Source organism: Salmonella sp. JXY0409-18 (genome assembly GCF_020268625.1).
Lineage (GTDB): Bacteria > Pseudomonadota > Gammaproteobacteria > Enterobacterales > Enterobacteriaceae > Salmonella > Salmonella enterica.
Genome location: NZ_CP084217.1, coordinates 62700 through 79822, shown reverse-complemented (window position 1 = coordinate 79822; position 17123 = coordinate 62700). Strand labels below are relative to the sequence as shown.

Below are 17123 nucleotides of genomic sequence, written 5' to 3'. Positions count from 1 at the left end.
TCAATGAGTAGAACCGTTTCACAAAGTGTCACAGAAGATTGTCTTTTTGATACCCGCACACAAGTCAGATTACAACTAAGTCGAAGCGTTCATAAAACGCTGGCATCTGCTAAAGAAATTTTACAGGGAAGGGGGGTTGATTCGGTCTCTATTGAAGATCTTGTGCGAGCCTGTCTTGAAGAGAACCAGCCAATTGATCTCGCCTCACTTTACCTTGAAAATCTCTTAAAACAGAAAGGTACCAGCATTTGCGATTTTTAGTGTTTTCAAACCTATTAGATAAAATGCCGGTTGTGTTTATATAACATCAATAATTTCATGCAACAGGTAAAACATGAGTACTCAAAAGCAACTTTCCAGAACAACCGGCACTGAACGTATGTTTAAGGAAGAGCTGGCGTTATCCTTAATTTGTTGGGTTTTCACCAGTCCATTTACCAACTGGACCGATAAAGTCTTCAGTGGTATTGAAGTTCCGTCTGAAGGACCGTCAACATTACTGGGTGAGGCTGAAAAATTCTTTCGTTTTGTCGTTAATGAAGAAGGCTACGACGCAGGAAGGGCTGCTCTTGGTCTTGACCTATGTTGTTTTTCACTTCCGTCGTGTTTGTTCCCGGACGCTGCCCTGTCTGAGGAAGAGGTTATGAGTAAGTTAACCGGAGAAGTTATCCATGGGATTCTTCTTTCCTTACCTGAATTTATTGATATGCCAGAAGTGCTCGCTTACCAGGTCAGGGATGAAATTCTTGCTTTTAACACTCGCTGTGGAGACGGGATCTTTCATGGTTGGAACACGGCTTCAGAATTGTGGAAGTTTGAAATCTTTCCCCGCACCACCATCATGATGCAGCATACTTCGGCAATACATTAAAATTAGGCGGGGCAGAATGCATAAAAAACTTTTTCTTCTCGAATGGAAACCCTGTCAGAGCCGCGTATGGGCCGGTTGGATGGCCCTGTGGTTGACTATCAGTTTTCTGATGTTATCTGCCTTGCTTATGACAGATCATCTCCTGAACAAAGTCATCCTGCCGCCAACATGGTTGTTGATCTGGTTTTCGCCAATGCTGGGGTTTTTGATAAAAGTTCGCGTCGTCGAAACTCAACATTTCCTGGAGCATGACCTCTGTGTTGCAGGTTTCTCTTTTTACCGCTGGAAGAGGTTAGTTTCTCCCGGGCTTTGGTCAGTTGACTGTATAAATGGTCGTTTTCGCCTCAATCGGATCACCCAGGTGGGTAAGACTATCCACTATCCATGGCGTCTCCATTATCATCCTTTGTTCATGAGCCCTATCGAACATAAATCGCATGCTGTGAAAGCTGTTTCAAAATGACTTCTTTAGAGGTTTACATGACATTTATGTTCTGCAAGGTCAGCCAGGGCAGCAAAATTGATTTGAAATAACATGAGCCTGGAGAAACGTATGAGTTATGACGATTTGCCCTATTTTCGTGACCAGATTCTGGAACGTATCGACTCGCTTAAGTGTTTTCTTTCGAACACCCCCCCGCTGATGGCAAACCTGATGACTGTCTCCACCGTATCTCGAACAGAAGAGCGACTGAAGCAGGTTAAACCCATCAGGGTTAGTGTTAAAGACGATGCTTCGGTTGAGGAAATTATTCAGGCACTTACTGACATCTGTGTGGATGACATAGAGTCATTAAGTCATGATTCCACCAAAGTGACCACTAAATACCCGGGTCTTATCATTGTCCCAGAAAGAGCAGATCTTCTCGAAAGCTTGATCACATCTATAAATGAAGCAAAAAATGATTTTGCTGCGGCAATGAGGCGTATCGATAATAAAAAGAATGTCCGTTTTGATAAAGTGCACAAGAAGCTCCCGGGCCTTGTCGCTATGCACTCAACAAGAAATGTCCTTTTCATCAAGTCCCAGCTTAAAAAAGTTACTTTTTCATGGCGGCTAAACCGAAACCAGGAAGTTAAAACAGCAGAGCAACTTGTGAGTTTGTTGGAGCGCAGGAGAGCCTCAGAAGTAAAAAATGTAGCAACTACCAATTTGAATGTCGTGTCTAATATCGATAAGGCTTTACACCGTCTTGAATTTCACCCACTGAAGCAGGGCGAATCTTATCGCCTTTGTCGAACTAACTCTTTCCCTGTTCCGATTGCTCACATTTTTGCATTTAGGCCTGAAGGGCAGGAACGAAACGGGAATAAATATGCTGAGACTGATTATTCAGTAGTAAAAGCATCCTTGCCCATTTTCGCAGCAGGCAACATACCTCAATTAAAAACGCTCTCTGACTGGGCTCCTGAAAACAGCCAGGGCCCGTCCAACCAACGGAAGCTGAGCCTGAAATATACAGAACTCGTGCCGGGGGCTGAGCTGGGCATTTTCATTGTCAGCCCCGAAAATTAAGGAACAACAATGCAATGGATTTCCACAGCCAGCCAGAAAATCGATGAGCGTCTCTATCGTGTCTGTGTCTGGGTAAAAAAATATCACGCTGATGCGATTAACCGCGTTGTGCTTACCGTTGATCTAAGTAAAGCCCGACATGACCCTGACGAGGACCAGGTAAGAGCAGAGCTGCTGTGCGGCCATTATTTTTTGCTTCGTAAGGAAAACGCTTCGAACTCTGCGCCTGACGATCAAAAGTTTGCTTTCCTGCCTGACGGGCGCAATCTGTGTTGGCAGACCGCAACCCCGGTGCTTCAGCATCTCCTGCTCAATAAAAACGTTCCTGAGTCGCTGAGGTTGCTTACGGACTACATACATATGCGTCTGGCCAGGCTGACAATGGTACCAATGTCCGGAACCATCATGAACGAGGCTCTGCTGGACAGCATCAGCTGGGTTAAGGTGGATTTGACCTACTTCTGGCAGTACGAACAGCTCAGCTCTCATCTGGGACCCATCCAGATAACCCACAAGGCACTAGTACGCTTCGGGCATCTGGCAAAGAATGATGAAAACTCCAGTGCCATAAGAATCCTGCGTCAGCGTCTGTCTTCAGAATTCTTACAAGAATTTCAGATGGCTGAGGATGAGCTAAAGCGCAAACAGTCGTTGATGGGCACCATGGACGTGAAAATGCTGTTTCATGCTCATTACCCCAGCCAGAAGATGCTGGTGGCTCGATATAAAAATGGTTGGGTAATGGTGGATTGTTTTCTGTTTCATCATACCAAACCTAAGAAAAAAGCAAAAAACAAAACTACTGTGGCTAAGCCTCAACTTAAAGAGACTAAAAGAGAAGGGAGTGAAAATGGAACTGGGCATTATGGTGTGCATCGTGTTGTTACTCTCCGTGGCGGCGGCGTGGATCAGTAATAAGACAGTTGATTTGCTCGAAAGATTCTATTTCAAGCGTCCGCTGAGCATGGAGTACGCGGCATGGCTACGTGTAATGTGTGCAGGCTTGTTATTGGTTTTTATTCAGGTTGCTCCACAATTTACACTTCTGTATACCCTTAAACTTGTCACGCTTATTAATCTTGGAATCCAGACAATGAAATTAAATGGCGTGTACAAATATAAAAGAACGGGAATTTTGCCTCCGGGAGGGGCACTCTCTAATCTCACCAGACTTAACCCGTTCAAGAAAAAATAAAGTTATGCGCCCGTGAGGGCGCTATTCATCAAAGGCATTTCGCATAAGCTTGATCATTGCTTTTTTACCAGCTTCAATATTACGAATGTAGCGCATAACCATTTCTTCATTCGACCAGTTCCCCATTTCCATAATCTGTGGTAGCGAGTAACCTTCAATATTTAGCTGTATCGCTCCGCCTACACGAACGCTGTGCCCTGTCCAGTAACGAGTTTTAGTCTCATTTGGATAAAGCTCATTCCACATCTCTTTAAATGCTCGTAAAAGGGAATTTTTGCTGAGCATACCGGCATCGTCCACAGTGTCTTCTTCATCTTCATCGTTCAGAAGACTTTGCTTAGCACGATAGGGTAGGTTATGCCTTTTAAGAAGTTCAGATAGCTCATTCCCCTTACTCCGAAGCTTCCAGCCGGGTGGCATATAGCCTGTATCATGGAAATTTACGGCCTGGAAAAGGAATTCATCCGGATGACTGTGCTGATCCATTTTCACGAGGTTCATCAATCTCAAGAGGCAGTTAGTTAACTGACGTGTCAGCCGGTAGGTAAGAAGTGTACTAATGTTCGTTTTTGTACGGTATACCGTCAGGTTAAATTCACCGGTCATACTATCCAGAGACAGATCTTTCAGACGTATACGTCGAATTTCGGATGAACGGAGCAGTGTTTCAAAGCCTGTCCAGATCAGGCACAGGTCACGAAGTTTACGAACTGAGTTTGTAGTACTGCGTAACTTTATCAGAGCCTTGAGATCGCCAATAAGAAAGGGAGTTGCCTGTTTAGTCGTCTTTCGCTTCCGGGCTTCCGATTGTTTTAAGGCTTCCAGCATGTACCATGCTTCAGACGTAATAATCCCGGGCAGGTTAAGCCCTTTTTTATGGATACTATTTAAGGCCTGAAGACAGCTGTTTATGCTGCTTCGTGACAATTTGCCTTCAAGATGCCCCATAAACGCAAGCAGAGCGTCCTCAGACACGGGGAGCGAACTTACTGGCCAGTCTGTATGCAACCGGGCATTCGCCAGATACCATTCGTTCCATACTCGTAGCCAGTGCAGATAGGTTTTAGCAGTGTTGTATCTCAGATGGGAAAAGTAACGGATCAAGCGTGAAAGCTGTTTATCATGGTTGCCGAACGTTTCCAGCTGCTGATGCAATTCGCTTTCCGAAAACTGTCTGATCACTGATTGATTCTTCATCCTGCTCACCGGGATACACTGGTTTTAATTACAGGTCATTTTAGCACTCATGTACCTGGTTATGAACAGGGTGGAAACAACGAAAAAGGTTGTGAAATCGTTAGGCTTAAGTGAAAAATGATATTAAGATTATCCCTGGCCAGTTGAGGCCTGTCTAAAGAAGGTTGATTATGTCTGACACAAAGCAGTCTTATTTAATGAAATTCCGTAAGTGTAGTTCGTTCGAAACGCTCGAAAAAGTATTTGAAAGGTTATGTGAAAAAAACTCGGGTGTCGCCTCTCTTGAAATTTCTGGTGCTTATGATCATCGTAAAGCCGAACTGACAATGAAAAAGTTATATGACAAAGTTCCTGCGAGTGTGTGGACCTTTGTTCGCGAGTAATTATTAATATTGGCACAACAAAAAGACTGTGCCTGGATTTGAAAATAGTTTATGCCCCTTTCGGGGCTAAAGGCATTGTAATAGCCTGTCTTTTAAAGTTGTTTATTAAGTTCGGAGAAAAACTTTAATCATAAGCCAAGCCCACTGCTAAATACATCCGATATTCTCCTTCATTTTATTAGAAGTGATAAAAGTTACTTTACCTAAACTTCTCTCTCAATATTTGTAAGGCTCTCATTTGATTTTTGTCAAACATTAATCTGGAAGACGGAAAAATCATTTCTTTTAATACGTTTTACAGAAATCCTCCTCCGTTATTTCGGATATAGTTTGAATCATTATCAAAAACGGGGTGCAGCCATGCGTAAGAGTTATACATTTGGTATTCCATTTGGACTCCAGCGAGAATCAGGACTCTTTTTAGATATTACAGAGGTCAGCCGGGGTATTGACTGTAACTGCATCTGCCCCGCTTGCAAAACTGATCTGTTAGCAAAGCAGGGGGAGGTCAAGCTTTGGCATTTCTCACACAGTACAGCTGTAGCCGGTGACTGTGATGGTCTGATGGAAGCCATCCGGGGAAAGATTATTGAAGTCATCAACGAGCACCAGGTTCTTGGTTTCCCAAATCTTCTCGCTGGCGACGATGGTGGGCCGGTTTCACTGAATGAGGTTAGTGGAAGCGGCAGTATGTTCGGAGGCACAGCTGATCTGTTCGTAAAGGTTAATGATTTATGTGTGGCCGTCTTTCTGGACAGGGATCGCAGCATTTCAGAGAAGTTAACCTTTGACCATCTTCATCCTTCCGAAAGAGTTGCCGCATTGCGTATCGATCTTCCTGATTGTCACGAACGGTGCAATAGTGATCCACACCCAACGCCTGAAATCAGATCCAGGGGGTAATCTGCTCTCCTGATTCAGGAGAGCTTATGGTCACTTTTGAGACAGTTATGGAAATTAAAATCCTGCACAAGCAGGGAATGAGTAGCCGGGCGATTGCCAGAGAACTGGGGATCTCCCGCAATACCGTTAAACGTTATTTGCAGGCAAAATCTGAGCCGCCAAAATATACACCGCGACCTGCTGTTGCTTCACTCCTGGATGAATACCGGGATTATATTCGTCAACGCATCGCCGATGCTCATCCTTACAAAATCCCGGCAACGGTAATCGCTCGCGAGATCAGAGACCAGGGATATCGTGGCGGAATGACCATTCTCAGGGCGTTCATTCGTTCTCTCTCGGTTCCTCAGGAGCAGGAGCCTGCCGTTCGGTTCGAAACTGAACCCGGACGACAGATGCAGGTTGACTGGGGCACTATGCGTAATGGTCGCTCACCGCTTCACGTGTTCGTTGCTGTTCTCGGATACAGCCGAATGTTGTACATCGAATTCACTGACAATATGCGTTATGACACGCTGGAGACCTGCCATCGTAATGCGTTCCGCTTCTTTGGTGGTGTGCCGCGCGAAGTGTTGTATGACAATATGAAAACTGTGGTTCTGCAACGTGACGCATATCAGACCGGTCAGCACCGGTTCCATCCTTCGCTGTGGCAGTTCGGCAAGGAGATGGGCTTCTCTCCCCGACTGTGTCGCCCCTTCAGGGCACAGACTAAAGGTAAGGTGGAACGGATGGTGCAGTACACCCGTAACAGTTTTTACATCCCACTAATGACTCGCCTGCGCCCGATGGGGATCACTGTCGATGTTGAAACAGCCAACCGCCACGGTCTGCGCTGGCTGCACGATGTCGCTAACCAACGAAAGCATGAAACAATCCAGGCCCGTCCCTGCGATCGCTGGCTCGAAGAGCAGCAGTCCATGCTGGCACTGCCTCCGGAGAAAAAAGAGTATGACGTGCATCCTGGTGAAAATCTGGTGAACTTCGATAAACACCCCCTGCATCATCCACTCTCCATCTACGACTCATTCTGCAGAGGAGTGGCGTGATGATGGAACTGCAACATCAACGACTGATGGCGCTCGCCGGGCAGTTGCAACTGGAAAGCCTTATAAGCGCAGCGCCTGCGCTGTCACAACAGGCAGTAGACCAGGAATGGAGTTATATGGACTTCCTGGAGCATCTGCTTCATGAAGAAAAACTGGCACGTCATCAACGTAAACAGGCGATGTATACCCGAATGGCAGCCTTCCCGGCGGTGAAAACGTTCGAAGAGTATGACTTCACATTCGCCACCGGAGCACCGCAGAAGCAACTCCAGTCGTTACGCTCACTCAGCTTCATAGAACGTAATGAAAATATCGTATTACTGGGGCCATCAGGTGTGGGGAAAACCCATCTGGCAATAGCGATGGGCTATGAAGCAGTCCGTGCAGGTATCAAGGTTCGCTTCACAACAGCAGCAGATCTGTTACTTCAGTTATCTACGGCACAACGTCAGGGCCGTTATAAAACGACGCTTCAGCGTGGAGTAATGGCCCCCCGCCTGCTCATCATTGATGAAATAGGCTATCTGCCGTTCAGTCAGGAAGAAGCAAAACTGTTCTTCCAGGTCATCGCTAAACGTTACGAAAAGAGCGCAATGATCCTGACATCCAATCTGCCGTTCGGGCAGTGGGATCAAACGTTCGCCGGTGATGCAGCACTGACCTCAGCGATGCTGGACCGTATCTTACACCACTCACATGTCGTTCAAATCAAAGGAGAAAGCTATCGACTCAGACAGAAACGAAAGGCCGGGGTTATAGCTGAAGCTAATCCTGAGTAAAACGGTGGATCAATATTGGGCCGTTGGTGGAGATATAAGTGGATCACTTTTCATCCGTCGTTGACACTGATATTGAATATGAAATCAGTCAGGTGCAGCTCGGGCGACGTAAAACAACATACAGTGAGTGCATTGAAAGCCTGATCATTGATGAGACCAGTTCCCGGGAATGGCTATATCATCCATTAATGCATGAACTTGAATCTGAACCTCTTCAGGAGTATCGGGGACGGGAGCCTTCAGAGGAAGGGCCTCTTCTTCAGCGCCTTGCTGACTGTAAGATGAAATTGCCTGATATCCTTCCGGGCAGTCATAACGCGCTAGTCAGGTTACAGCAGGATACGATTGTATGTCTGTGTCGGTTAACGGTTCGGGCTTATGACATCGCTCAGACCGATGAATTTCCTTTGTTCCTTCGCTATTTCAGGTTGCACTGCCTGGAAAACAGCGAACATGTCAGTTACGAAAGACTGATCTGCTGGCAGGAAATGATTTCAAAAACCCAGGAAGGCCAGTCCTTGACACAAAACGAACTTGAATATCTTCATGAGATTGTCCGCATCGCCTTTTACAATCACCGGCTTAACAATGTCAGTATTTCAGATGTTAAAAACCATGACACTGGAAAGAAGAGCGGCAGGGTAGAGTCACAAAACTATTCACTTTTATAAATAACTTGGGCTTTGCGCATTAAACCCTTGCCGCAGGCGGTGTACCGCATATCCGGCACAGACAGTCAGTTTTTTCTGGCAGCTTAAATTTGACACTGCTTAATATAGTGATTCATTAAACAGGTTCAGTATGCTGCCAGAACGTTTTAGTCGTAATGGGCGTCCGTTAGTTTTCAACTAACTGAACGACGACCAGCCTGCCGCCTTCCTCCTTTGACAGAACAAACTGAGCGTTATTCGTCAGTTCAATTTTTTCCCCAATGGCAATCTGTCGTTTATCCGGTAATGACATAAGCCCATTTATGCCTTCATTTACTAACCACCACTGATCGTTATGGAAAACAAAATACCCAACTCGTTTCCTTTGTGCATCGGTTGTGCGCTCATTTGGCGCAATGAGGCGATTCACATGCCACGCATAGATTGACTGCCCGCTCCACACCATCAACCGGTGGTCGTCAGGACGATAACTGCCTTCCTTTCGGGATGAATATAAATTTAGAACCGGTAATTTACCCTTGTATGGCGTACCGCAGTAGGGACAAACCGGCTTTGTCTTACCTGAGAAAACGTACCATTTCTGTTCACACGCCTTGTTCTGGCAGGGCTGTATCAGATCGACTGTTTTAACCAGGGCACTTTCCCACTCATCGGCGGTCGGGCGTTTATTGGCATCGTGTAAGCCATCAATAAAGGCGCGTTCAAACAAAGGCGTCAAATAAGGGCCCATGATGGTGTAAGGAATTTTCTCCGGGTCAGCCCAGGGCAGTGAAAAGGAGGATAGCTGACTGACTTTGACTGCATTGCTTTTGTCTGTCGGATGTTCAATGAAGAGTGCCTTCTCACCCATAGATAAGGTCTCATCACGTACTTCATCCGACATGTCATGTATTTTTCCGCCACGTAGCGGATGACGGAAGAACAGATACATGTAGATAAGCACCGACAGCGCATGACGGTCAGTAGAAATGCTTGGCAATACGCGGTTCGGATCCTCTTTGGAAAGATGGCTGGTTTTCACCACTTCCGGAGCGATAAAATCCGGGGTGCCCACGACGTCGGGAGGATACTTTCCAGGGACAACCAGGCCGTCTACGTCAATGATGCAGGCATGTCCCATTTCTGGATCGATAAGCACGTTTTTATAGCTTAGATCGCTGTGACAGAGACCTGCCGCATGCATCCTTCTGACGGCTCTTGTTAGCAGCAGACAGACCTTGAGATAGGTAAGCGTATTGCCTCGTTCACGTGGGTCGAGAAATTTATTCTGGTTGCTGGCGCTGGCAAACCATTTGCCTTCCTTTTCACGGCCTTTTATGCCAAGAAAATCATCGTTTTTAGAGCCGTATTTAAAGAAAAAGTAGCTTTTGTAGGTTGGAACCACGATGCCGATTTTATCCCCATGCTCAACAACGTGGGTCGGCCAGCAAAACAGGTCCTTCCAGTATTCACCTCCGGACTGGCCAAAAATGTTTTGCCTGTAGCGTCCGGTGATCATATCAATCCGATCCCGGGCCTGCTCGTTCTGCGGTTTATGATAAAAAGCGACGACGTATGATTTATCAGGCGAGAAGTAAACATCCTTCATCGAGCCCGAACCAATTACCTCGTCAACATACTGGACTGTTTCGCCGTCCTTTGTTTTGCACGTAACAATATTTGCCATATTGATCACCGAAGAAGCGTATCCCTTACCACAACACCGCAATAGTGCGGTCATCGTGGTTCCCTGTGGAGAAAAAGTTAAGCCAGTCGCCTAACCTCTCAGGCGCAATACTGGCGTCTGTAAGGACAGGGATGAGCTCATCAAGGAGACGGGTCCATTTTTCGTCACTGCGAAGCCCGTTATCTGTCTCAAACAGAGGGTCTGATACGCCATCTGTCATGAGGATCAAGTGAGATACATCATTCCATTTACCCACGCTGATGCGGCCGCTAAACGAGGGGTCTGCGATAATGCTCTGGTCAAGAAAGCGGGTTTGTCCTGCGTATTCTCCGCTATCGGGATTTCCCAGTATCCTGACTTTACCGGAAGGGCTGTATGCACCTATCGCACCATCACCAAGCCAGAATGCAGCCGCAAACAGCTCGTTATCAGTTCGTAGCGCTACAGTTGCCAGTAGGGTTGTTGAATAGGATTTCACAGGTTGTTCTGCACAAATGGCTTCGTTCTGGATACTGTTGACCGCGAGCGTAGCTGCCTGTTTAAAATGATGAAGCATGGCGTTTATGGTTGCCTGCTGATCGCTCCCTTCCCACGCCGTGATGTGCTGCTTTAGATGGACGCCTTTCAAACCACTGAGCTGATTGAAAAGGTAATCGCCAGCCGTTTGGACTGCAATCCGGGAGCCTTCCCGGGAATTTACCGCACTACCGGCCCCGTCTGCGACCAGCATGACAGACCATCCTGTTTCCTGGCAGTGGTTGATATAGAAGTCGTCATCTCTGAAGCTCCCGGCATGCTCATGAGATCGTCCCCGGCGACTGGCGGCAGCAATACGTATGTCACCCCTGACCAGGCCAGCAGCGTCCAGATGGGACTTAGGGTAGGAAGCGTCTGCTGGTGGCTCTACCACCTTCCACAGGCTTCTCGGATCGGGATTGACTATAAAAAGCTGTTTTGTTTCGCATTCGTCGTGCGAAGCGCATGACCAGAGTACTGAAAGCTCTATATCGCCGCTTTCGGTGGGTGTACCTGTCAGCAACTTATGCTCTTTGTCAAAGGTCAGGCCAATGTTCCTGGGAAAGACAACGTCCCTGACAGTAGCCTGCTGGCCCTCATCCAGAACTATAGCAACCGGCGAAGAGAAACGTTCGCCTGCGCGGGCGTTGGGAATAACTATTTTAGCTCTCGGGGGAACGGCAGGTGGCACAGCTAATCCGGCCCGCTGCTGGCCTGTCGGTATCTGCCCGGGTTTTAATACCAGGGAAGACAGGTTTTCGTCTTCCCTCTGTGCTGGTTTATCAAATTCGTAATAAGGCATCAGCTTCCAGAACGGAGGATGAGGTTCATTTTCTGGCAGGGGTTGCAGTAATGGTGTATCGGTAGCGTCAATGCCCGGGTTATCAGCATCACTTACGACCGTTTGTTGCTGATCGGAAAGGCTGGATGCTGACGAGGGGGCGATCTCTGCGTCGTTATAACCTTCGCTAACCCGCGCAGATAAACCCTGTGCAAGGCTCTCAATCCGCTCTTTAAGCCGCATAATCTCTTCAGTAAGGGAAGGGTCGTGCGATAGAAGAAAAAGCCGCTCACCTTCTACAGGGTGGCCCAGCTCAGACAGCACTAAGCGGATAATCTTCTCTTCAAGTAAAACATTTTGCGACATCAACCTCTCCCTCTGTTTACGTCGAAGTTAGTGTTTCCGCCATCATTGCTGAATGACAGACCTGTTTCACACCACGGGCAGATCACGTCATCCGGGCCGTCAATGCACAGCAATTTTCCGCATGAGCACAGGGCAAACGCACTGGCATTACCGCAGTGAGGGCAACCCGGTACGCCATGCAGTTCGCTGGTGTTTACCTGCAAACCGGTAGCGGTGGCATCTGACCATGCAAAATAGTCTTCATCGATGGGATAGCATCCGGCAATATTAAAGCTGTTCAGGTTCAGGCTGAAATCGAGCCCGGAAATCCTTGCTGGTGGCCGTTCATACTTCATCAGATACGGACGACGGGTCTTGCTGCAACGGCCGGTAAGCGTAACGCAGTTTTCGTCGTACGCTTTTACTGGCTCGTCCTTGGCCAGCCGGACTATGTATTCAGTCTGGCTGAGCTCAGGTTGTTTGTCGTCTCCGACGCTGCGGCTGTGCGCCGTAACCGAGGCTGTGATCCATTTGATGAAGCGGGTAAAGTCCCCTTCCTGAGACTCGGTGAACAGCATGACATTCTCTGTCAGTTGCCGCAGGGTATTCAGGTCCGCTGACGGCCCCAGGCCAACGGCAATGAGATTCACTTTACTCGCGTAGTGATCCTTCCAGCGCTTCACTTCTGCGGTTGTGTCGTCAGTCGGACGTCCGTCGGTAAGGAGATACACGACGGGTTTCCAGTCGCCTTTAGCCTCATGAGTGGTTTTTCTGACCTGGGTATCAATTTGTACGGTCAGCTCACGCAATGCGGCCCCAAGGCTCGTACCGCCGCCAACGGGAAGGCGGGGAGGGTAGAACGAGGCAATTTCGTGAAGAGGTACAATCGTACGGGCTACACCGGCAAATGCGATTACCGAAACCCAGGCTGTTTCAAGTGCGTGTGGATCCTTTCTTAAATCTCCGATGATCATTTGCAGACCATCAGTCATTTTTTTCAGGTTTTCACCAATCATGGACTCTGAACAGTCCAGGACAAAAAACACGGGAAGGCGTCTCATAATTTTCCTCGTACGGCTGGTACGGCCAGCAGAAAACGTTGCTGTACAGAAAGGTGCTGCCCGGAAAGCAGCACCTTTCTGTCTGTCAGAGCACCAGCTGGATTTCTGGTGGAGGAGGGGGAAGGGTATCAGTTCCGTTATTGATCCCCGCGCTTGTGCTGCCGGAAGACACGCTGGCCGATACCCATTTAAAGAAACCTGCAAACGCGGTTGAATCTAGCGTCTCCAGAGACACAACCTTATCGGTGAGCTGTTTTAAGTGCTCATGGCCTGCTTTAGGACCAACGGCGCAGGCAATGATGGATCCGAATCCCCGGCCGCGAATCGCTTTTACCGCTTCACCGTACGCCAGGGCATCAGAAGGGGTTCCATCAGTCATCAGGAATACCAGAGGACGCCAGTCTCCTTTTGTATCACCATCTGAGCGACGTACATCCCGTTCAACACACTGCATCAGACATTCAAGGGCAGCACCGGTGAACGTCCCGCCTGCGCTTGGCACAACGATGTCAGAAAACTGGAAGTCTTCCAGCGGCGTGAGAGGAATGAACTCACGCGCCTCATTGTCATAGGTGATAATGGAGATATGAACGCTTTCGAGGGCGTAGGGATCCTGGCGAAGAGCGCTAAGCATCGCCTGAATTCCAACGTTAACGGAATGGATGGACTCACCGCGCATCGAGCCGGATGTGTCGATAACAAGGTAAACAGGCAGGCGGCGCATCACATGTAATTCCTCAGGTGCGAGACAAACGAATCTGATTCTGAAGGCTCACCAATTGCCCTGAGTTTCCAGCCTGTAGCCTCGCGTATCAGCTCGGCAAAAACCATGGAGCGCTGGCTGGCGAAGGCGGGTCCGCCAGAAAGATCGAATCGTGCCATTTCAATATTACGGGCATCTACTGCCCGGATGAAGGCATTCTGAACTTTACCAAAGTGCTGCTGGAGCTTTTCACCATTGTAGATCTGAACGATGAACACAATTTTCTCGTACTGAGCGTCAAGGGAATTCAGGCGCACAATAATTTGCTCATCGTCACCATCACCGGCTCCGGTTCGGTTATCGCCCGTCAGCCAGATATTTCCTGACTTATGGCGAAGGCTGTTGAAAAAGATGATATCGCCATTCACAAGCGTTGGTTTACCATTTTCCACATTGCCGAGATCGGTCACCTTTCCGGCTGAATTACACAGGAAAGCGATCACATCAAGGTCGTATTCTTCTTCTTTTTTACCAAAGATCCCGCCGAGGAAACCTTTCTTTTCCTCATTAATATCCCAACCCAGGCCGATAGTAACGGACGAGAGATCGTATTCATTTTTTTTCAGGCTTACGCCCTGGCCTTTGCTCAGACTGACAGACATGACATCCCCTTAATTAATAAAATTATAAGACCACGTTTACTTCTGGCGGCGGCGGTGGCAGGTCTTCAAGACCGATCACTTCTTTTTTGCTGGACTCCACTTTCTGACTGCCTACCGAAATGCTCGCACTGACCCATTTAAAGAAAGCTTTAATCGTCGAACTGTCAGCTGTATCGAGCTGAACCACGATTTCAGTGATTTCTTTGAGGACGCTGGTATCGGCATCATGCCCGGCTGCACATGCCACAACAACGCCGGTTCTGGCCGCTTTAAAGTCATTCAGGCCTTTACGCCAGTCATCATTCGGACTTCCATCCGTCATCAGGAATACAAGGGGACGCCAGTCACCTTTAGTGTCAGCCGTCGTTTTCTGTACTTCTTTGGCAATGGAGCTGGCCGTGAGGGAAAGCGCTTCGCCAAGAGAGGTGGTGCCGCTGGCTGTTAGTGCTGGCATCTGGAAACTCAGGAGGTCTGTCAGGGGGACTGCCTGTCGGGCTGAAGAATCAAAGGTGATCACTGACACGTAAGCCGTTTCGAGTGCATACGGATCCTGTTTCAGCGTGGTAAGCAGCGTCTGAACGCCATTCTTAACCGCTTCGATAGGCTCTCCGTGCATAGAGCCGGACGTGTCGAGTAGCAGATATACGGGTAAGCGTCTCAAATGTAATTCCTTCTTAAGAGATCGGAAGAGGAGAGTAGTTTCAGGAAGAGGCCAGAGTTTGTAGATTTGATAAAACGGCACGACATCTGTCGGGTGGAGATTAAATACTCAGAAGCGGCATTAAAGAAATAAGTTAACCACCATTGAATTACCGACATGTGAATGGCCTCTTATCAGAGAAAAAAATTCAGACCGTACTGGAATATAAATTTCTGAAAAAAACTCCGGCAAAAATAAACTTTCTTATGTATGAAAATCATCATACATCACAGATCTGCATGAATGGAGTGTAAATCGCCCAAAGATTGATGTGTAGCACAAGAGGATGTCAAGACACCAGGTTTTGTAGGCAGAAAGGCGCTGCTGACATTGCGGGAGGAGAATAGATCAAAACTCCGTCACGCAGATACAGAGGTGAAATATGACAAAACCGGGGTTTTCACCCCGGTCTGAGATTTAGCGTCAGGACTTTTTAGCGCTGTATTCTTTTATCAGTTCATCAACGGAGTGCAGAGCCAGCTTCTCTACCGCTTCACTTCGGGTCGAGCCACTCAGCGCAGCCAGACGGTCAATTTTTCTTAAAATCCGCATGCGTAGCGATAATGACACGGCTGTTTTTTTATCCTTATCGAGTACGACCTTCCCTGTGGACTCACCGGTTTTCAGTTCAGCATTCTGTGCGAGCGCTTCATTCATCCGGCGAAGGGTCTTTTTATCCAGCTGGCCCGGATTAACGAGATGGTAGGAATGACCTGCCTTGCTGTATTTGATCTCCGCAGAATATGACTCGCGTAGCTCTTTGAGTGCCCGGGTTAATGTCGGCTCTGAGCATTCCAGACTGGTTATAATGTCGGCAGCGGAAACGGGCTTGCCGGTGCCCAGTAAGTTGGCAAGCTTAAAAATCCGGGCCTGTCTGGTATTTAATTGCATCGTAAGATTTAGCCTGCTTAAAGGGTTAGTGGTTCAATAGGCTGAAAAATGAAGGTACTGCTCATCTTTCGAATAACCGGGTGATCGCCTAACGCTTCAACCGGATCAATGTGTTCTAAGCCTGCAAAATTTACTGACGACATCTGGCTGCGACTGCATTTGCAGGACAGGATATACTCATCCTCCAGATAGCCGGTCCGCTTACTGACCCGTTGCGTAAAGCCTGACACAATCACGTTGTCGAACGGTAGCGTATGTAAAACGATACCGACCAGGCGGAACAAGCAGCCATGGACGTGGCGGGCATAGTTTTCGCGTACGGCTTTTTGCGTCATGGCTTTTTCCGTCAGCTCCGTGCCCCGGGCATTAACGCCGTAAATCTTATCAGGGAAATCTTCAATCTCAGCTAAATCAACATCCAGCAGGACTGCTGATAGCTCCGGCTTTACTTCAAATGCAACAAGCGTTTCACGCGGCCATTCAGTTTCTGCCAGCACACCCGCCAGGTATGATTCGAAAAACGCGGCGTCTGTCCGGAACTGCTGCCGGGCATCTGCCTGAGCCGTGGCGAGCCGTTTTTCATGTTCTTCAGCCTCAAACTTCCAGTTTGCATACTGTTCGGCCCAGGCCGTCCGTTGTTGCTGGTACCGGTGCTGTCGAAGGGTATTCTCACGCTCCACATCAATCAGCTCCTGCTGCCACCGGCGAAGATTTTCGGCGTGGCGCTCAGCTTTAGCTGATTCCGATTCAAACCATTTACCCAGAAAACTAATGCCTTCGCTCTCGGCAGGCTTTTCCGGCAATGCAAGATAGTCTGGCTTTTCTGGACGCACCGGTGCCGGAACCTGAAAAGGCGACGTTCTGTTATGCAGGTATACTGCTTCCAGCTCTGCCCAGCTGATGCCTGTTTTAGGATCCGGCGTCAGCTCGTGAATATTACGGATTGCGGTCACCGCTGACATGAGATCAGCGGCTTCCTCCTCAAGCGCCTGTCTGAGCCCCGGGTCGGTAGCCGTCCGGTTCCCACCTCCGGAACGCGCGGCCCGATCAAGCCGGGTACGGTAACTCAGCCCGGTACCGGGCAAGCCCAGATTGGCATAGGTCCCCCGGCTTCCAAAAGAAACAGAAGCACCTCTCGGCCCGACACTCAGGCTCGGTGCACCGTTACTCAGGTTGAGGCGAACACCAGGAATAATGTTGATCGACTTTCTGAATCTGAACCCCATTATGATTT

The 17123-nt window shown here is 48.2% G+C and carries 20 protein-coding genes; 11 read left to right on the top strand and 9 right to left on the bottom strand.

The features are described from left to right. The first annotated feature begins 3 nt into the window (after positions 1-3). The 6 genes from LDB27_RS22785 (at position 4) to LDB27_RS22760 (ending at position 3582) form a co-directional block, all read left to right on the top strand. Positions 4-261, top strand: a complete 258-nt coding sequence (locus LDB27_RS22785; RefSeq protein WP_001371933.1) for a hypothetical protein — start codon at positions 4-6, stop codon at positions 259-261. Positions 262-334: 73 nt separating this feature from the next. After that, complete coding sequence (locus tag LDB27_RS22780; protein WP_000107168.1) at positions 335-871, top strand: hypothetical protein; 537 nt, start codon at positions 335-337, stop codon at positions 869-871. Between the two features lie 16 nt (positions 872-887). Then, positions 888-1334, top strand: coding sequence for a hypothetical protein (locus tag LDB27_RS22775; RefSeq protein WP_000549069.1), 447 nt, complete (start codon positions 888-890; stop codon positions 1332-1334). A 90-nt stretch (positions 1335-1424) separates the two neighbouring features. Then, the gene (locus LDB27_RS22770) at positions 1425-2387 is read left to right on the top strand and encodes a DNA replication terminus site-binding protein (protein WP_000119427.1); all 963 of its coding nucleotides are present in this window, start codon (positions 1425-1427) and stop codon (positions 2385-2387) included. Positions 2388-2396: 9 nt separating this feature from the next. Beyond that, on the top strand, positions 2397-3302 hold the full coding sequence (locus tag LDB27_RS22765) for a hypothetical protein (protein ID WP_001198594.1): 906 nt from the start codon (positions 2397-2399) through the stop codon (positions 3300-3302). After that, positions 3238-3582, top strand: coding sequence for a hypothetical protein (locus tag LDB27_RS22760; protein WP_001805195.1), 345 nt, complete (start codon positions 3238-3240; stop codon positions 3580-3582). Before LDB27_RS22765 ends, LDB27_RS22760 begins: the two co-directional genes overlap by 65 nt. 21 nt (positions 3583-3603) lie before the next feature. On the opposite strand, the gene LDB27_RS22755 is transcribed toward LDB27_RS22760, so the two are convergent. After that, positions 3604-4779, bottom strand: coding sequence for a tyrosine-type recombinase/integrase (locus LDB27_RS22755; protein ID WP_000795947.1), 1176 nt, complete (start codon positions 4777-4779; stop codon positions 3604-3606). A gap of 170 nt (positions 4780-4949) precedes the next feature. On the opposite strand from LDB27_RS22755, the gene LDB27_RS22750 reads away from it, so the two are divergent. The 5 genes from LDB27_RS22750 to LDB27_RS22730 all read left to right on the top strand — a co-directional run bounded on the left by LDB27_RS22750 (position 4950) and on the right by LDB27_RS22730 (position 8564). Further along, positions 4950-5162: an Hha/YmoA family nucleoid-associated regulatory protein gene (locus LDB27_RS22750; RefSeq protein ID WP_001285422.1), complete on the top strand. Its 213-nt coding sequence runs from the start codon at positions 4950-4952 to the stop codon at positions 5160-5162. A 360-nt stretch (positions 5163-5522) separates the two neighbouring features. After that, on the top strand, positions 5523-6065 hold the full coding sequence (locus LDB27_RS22745) for a competence protein CoiA family protein (RefSeq protein WP_225519954.1): 543 nt from the start codon (positions 5523-5525) through the stop codon (positions 6063-6065). A gap of 26 nt (positions 6066-6091) precedes the next feature. Further along, a complete protein-coding gene (gene istA, locus LDB27_RS22740) occupies positions 6092-7114 on the top strand; it encodes an IS21-like element IS100 family transposase (RefSeq protein WP_000255946.1) in 1023 nt (340 codons plus the stop codon). Then, complete coding sequence (gene istB / locus LDB27_RS22735; protein ID WP_001317493.1) at positions 7111-7893, top strand: IS21-like element IS100kyp family helper ATPase IstB; 783 nt, start codon at positions 7111-7113, stop codon at positions 7891-7893. Before istA ends, istB begins: the two co-directional genes overlap by 4 nt. A gap of 38 nt (positions 7894-7931) precedes the next feature. Beyond that, complete coding sequence (locus LDB27_RS22730) at positions 7932-8564, top strand: hypothetical protein (RefSeq protein WP_225519953.1); 633 nt, start codon at positions 7932-7934, stop codon at positions 8562-8564. 166 nt (positions 8565-8730) lie between these two features. On the opposite strand, the gene LDB27_RS22725 is transcribed toward LDB27_RS22730, so the two are convergent. The 8 genes from LDB27_RS22725 to LDB27_RS22690 form a co-directional block, all read right to left on the bottom strand. Next, a complete protein-coding gene (locus LDB27_RS22725; RefSeq protein WP_001284313.1) occupies positions 8731-10230 on the bottom strand; it encodes a helix-hairpin-helix domain-containing protein in 1500 nt (499 codons plus the stop codon). A gap of 25 nt (positions 10231-10255) precedes the next feature. Then, positions 10256-11893 carry a PP2C family serine/threonine-protein phosphatase gene (locus LDB27_RS22720; RefSeq protein ID WP_000081622.1) on the bottom strand — a complete coding sequence of 546 codons (1638 nt, stop codon included), beginning with the start codon at positions 11891-11893 and terminating at the stop codon, positions 10256-10258. Then, entirely contained in the window at positions 11893-12933 is a 1041-nt protein-coding gene (locus LDB27_RS22715) for a TerY-C metal binding domain-containing protein (protein ID WP_001253653.1), read from the bottom strand. Before LDB27_RS22715 ends, LDB27_RS22720 begins: the two co-directional genes overlap by 1 nt. Before the next feature lie 85 nt (positions 12934-13018). After that, a complete protein-coding gene (locus LDB27_RS22710; RefSeq protein WP_001253658.1) occupies positions 13019-13657 on the bottom strand; it encodes a vWA domain-containing protein in 639 nt (212 codons plus the stop codon). Next, positions 13657-14298, bottom strand: coding sequence for a TerD family protein (locus tag LDB27_RS22705; protein ID WP_000116681.1), 642 nt, complete (start codon positions 14296-14298; stop codon positions 13657-13659). Before LDB27_RS22705 ends, LDB27_RS22710 begins: the two co-directional genes overlap by 1 nt. 22 nt (positions 14299-14320) lie before the next feature. Next, the gene (locus LDB27_RS22700) at positions 14321-14959 is read right to left on the bottom strand and encodes a vWA domain-containing protein (protein WP_024179285.1); all 639 of its coding nucleotides are present in this window, start codon (positions 14957-14959) and stop codon (positions 14321-14323) included. A 462-nt stretch (positions 14960-15421) separates the two neighbouring features. Continuing rightward, entirely contained in the window at positions 15422-15889 is a 468-nt protein-coding gene (gene terW / locus LDB27_RS22695) for a tellurium resistance protein TerW (RefSeq protein WP_001176767.1), read from the bottom strand. 17 nt (positions 15890-15906) lie between these two features. After that, positions 15907-17115 carry a DUF4236 domain-containing protein gene (locus LDB27_RS22690; protein WP_000506887.1) on the bottom strand — a complete coding sequence of 403 codons (1209 nt, stop codon included), beginning with the start codon at positions 17113-17115 and terminating at the stop codon, positions 15907-15909. Between the last annotated feature and the right edge of the window lie 8 nt (positions 17116-17123).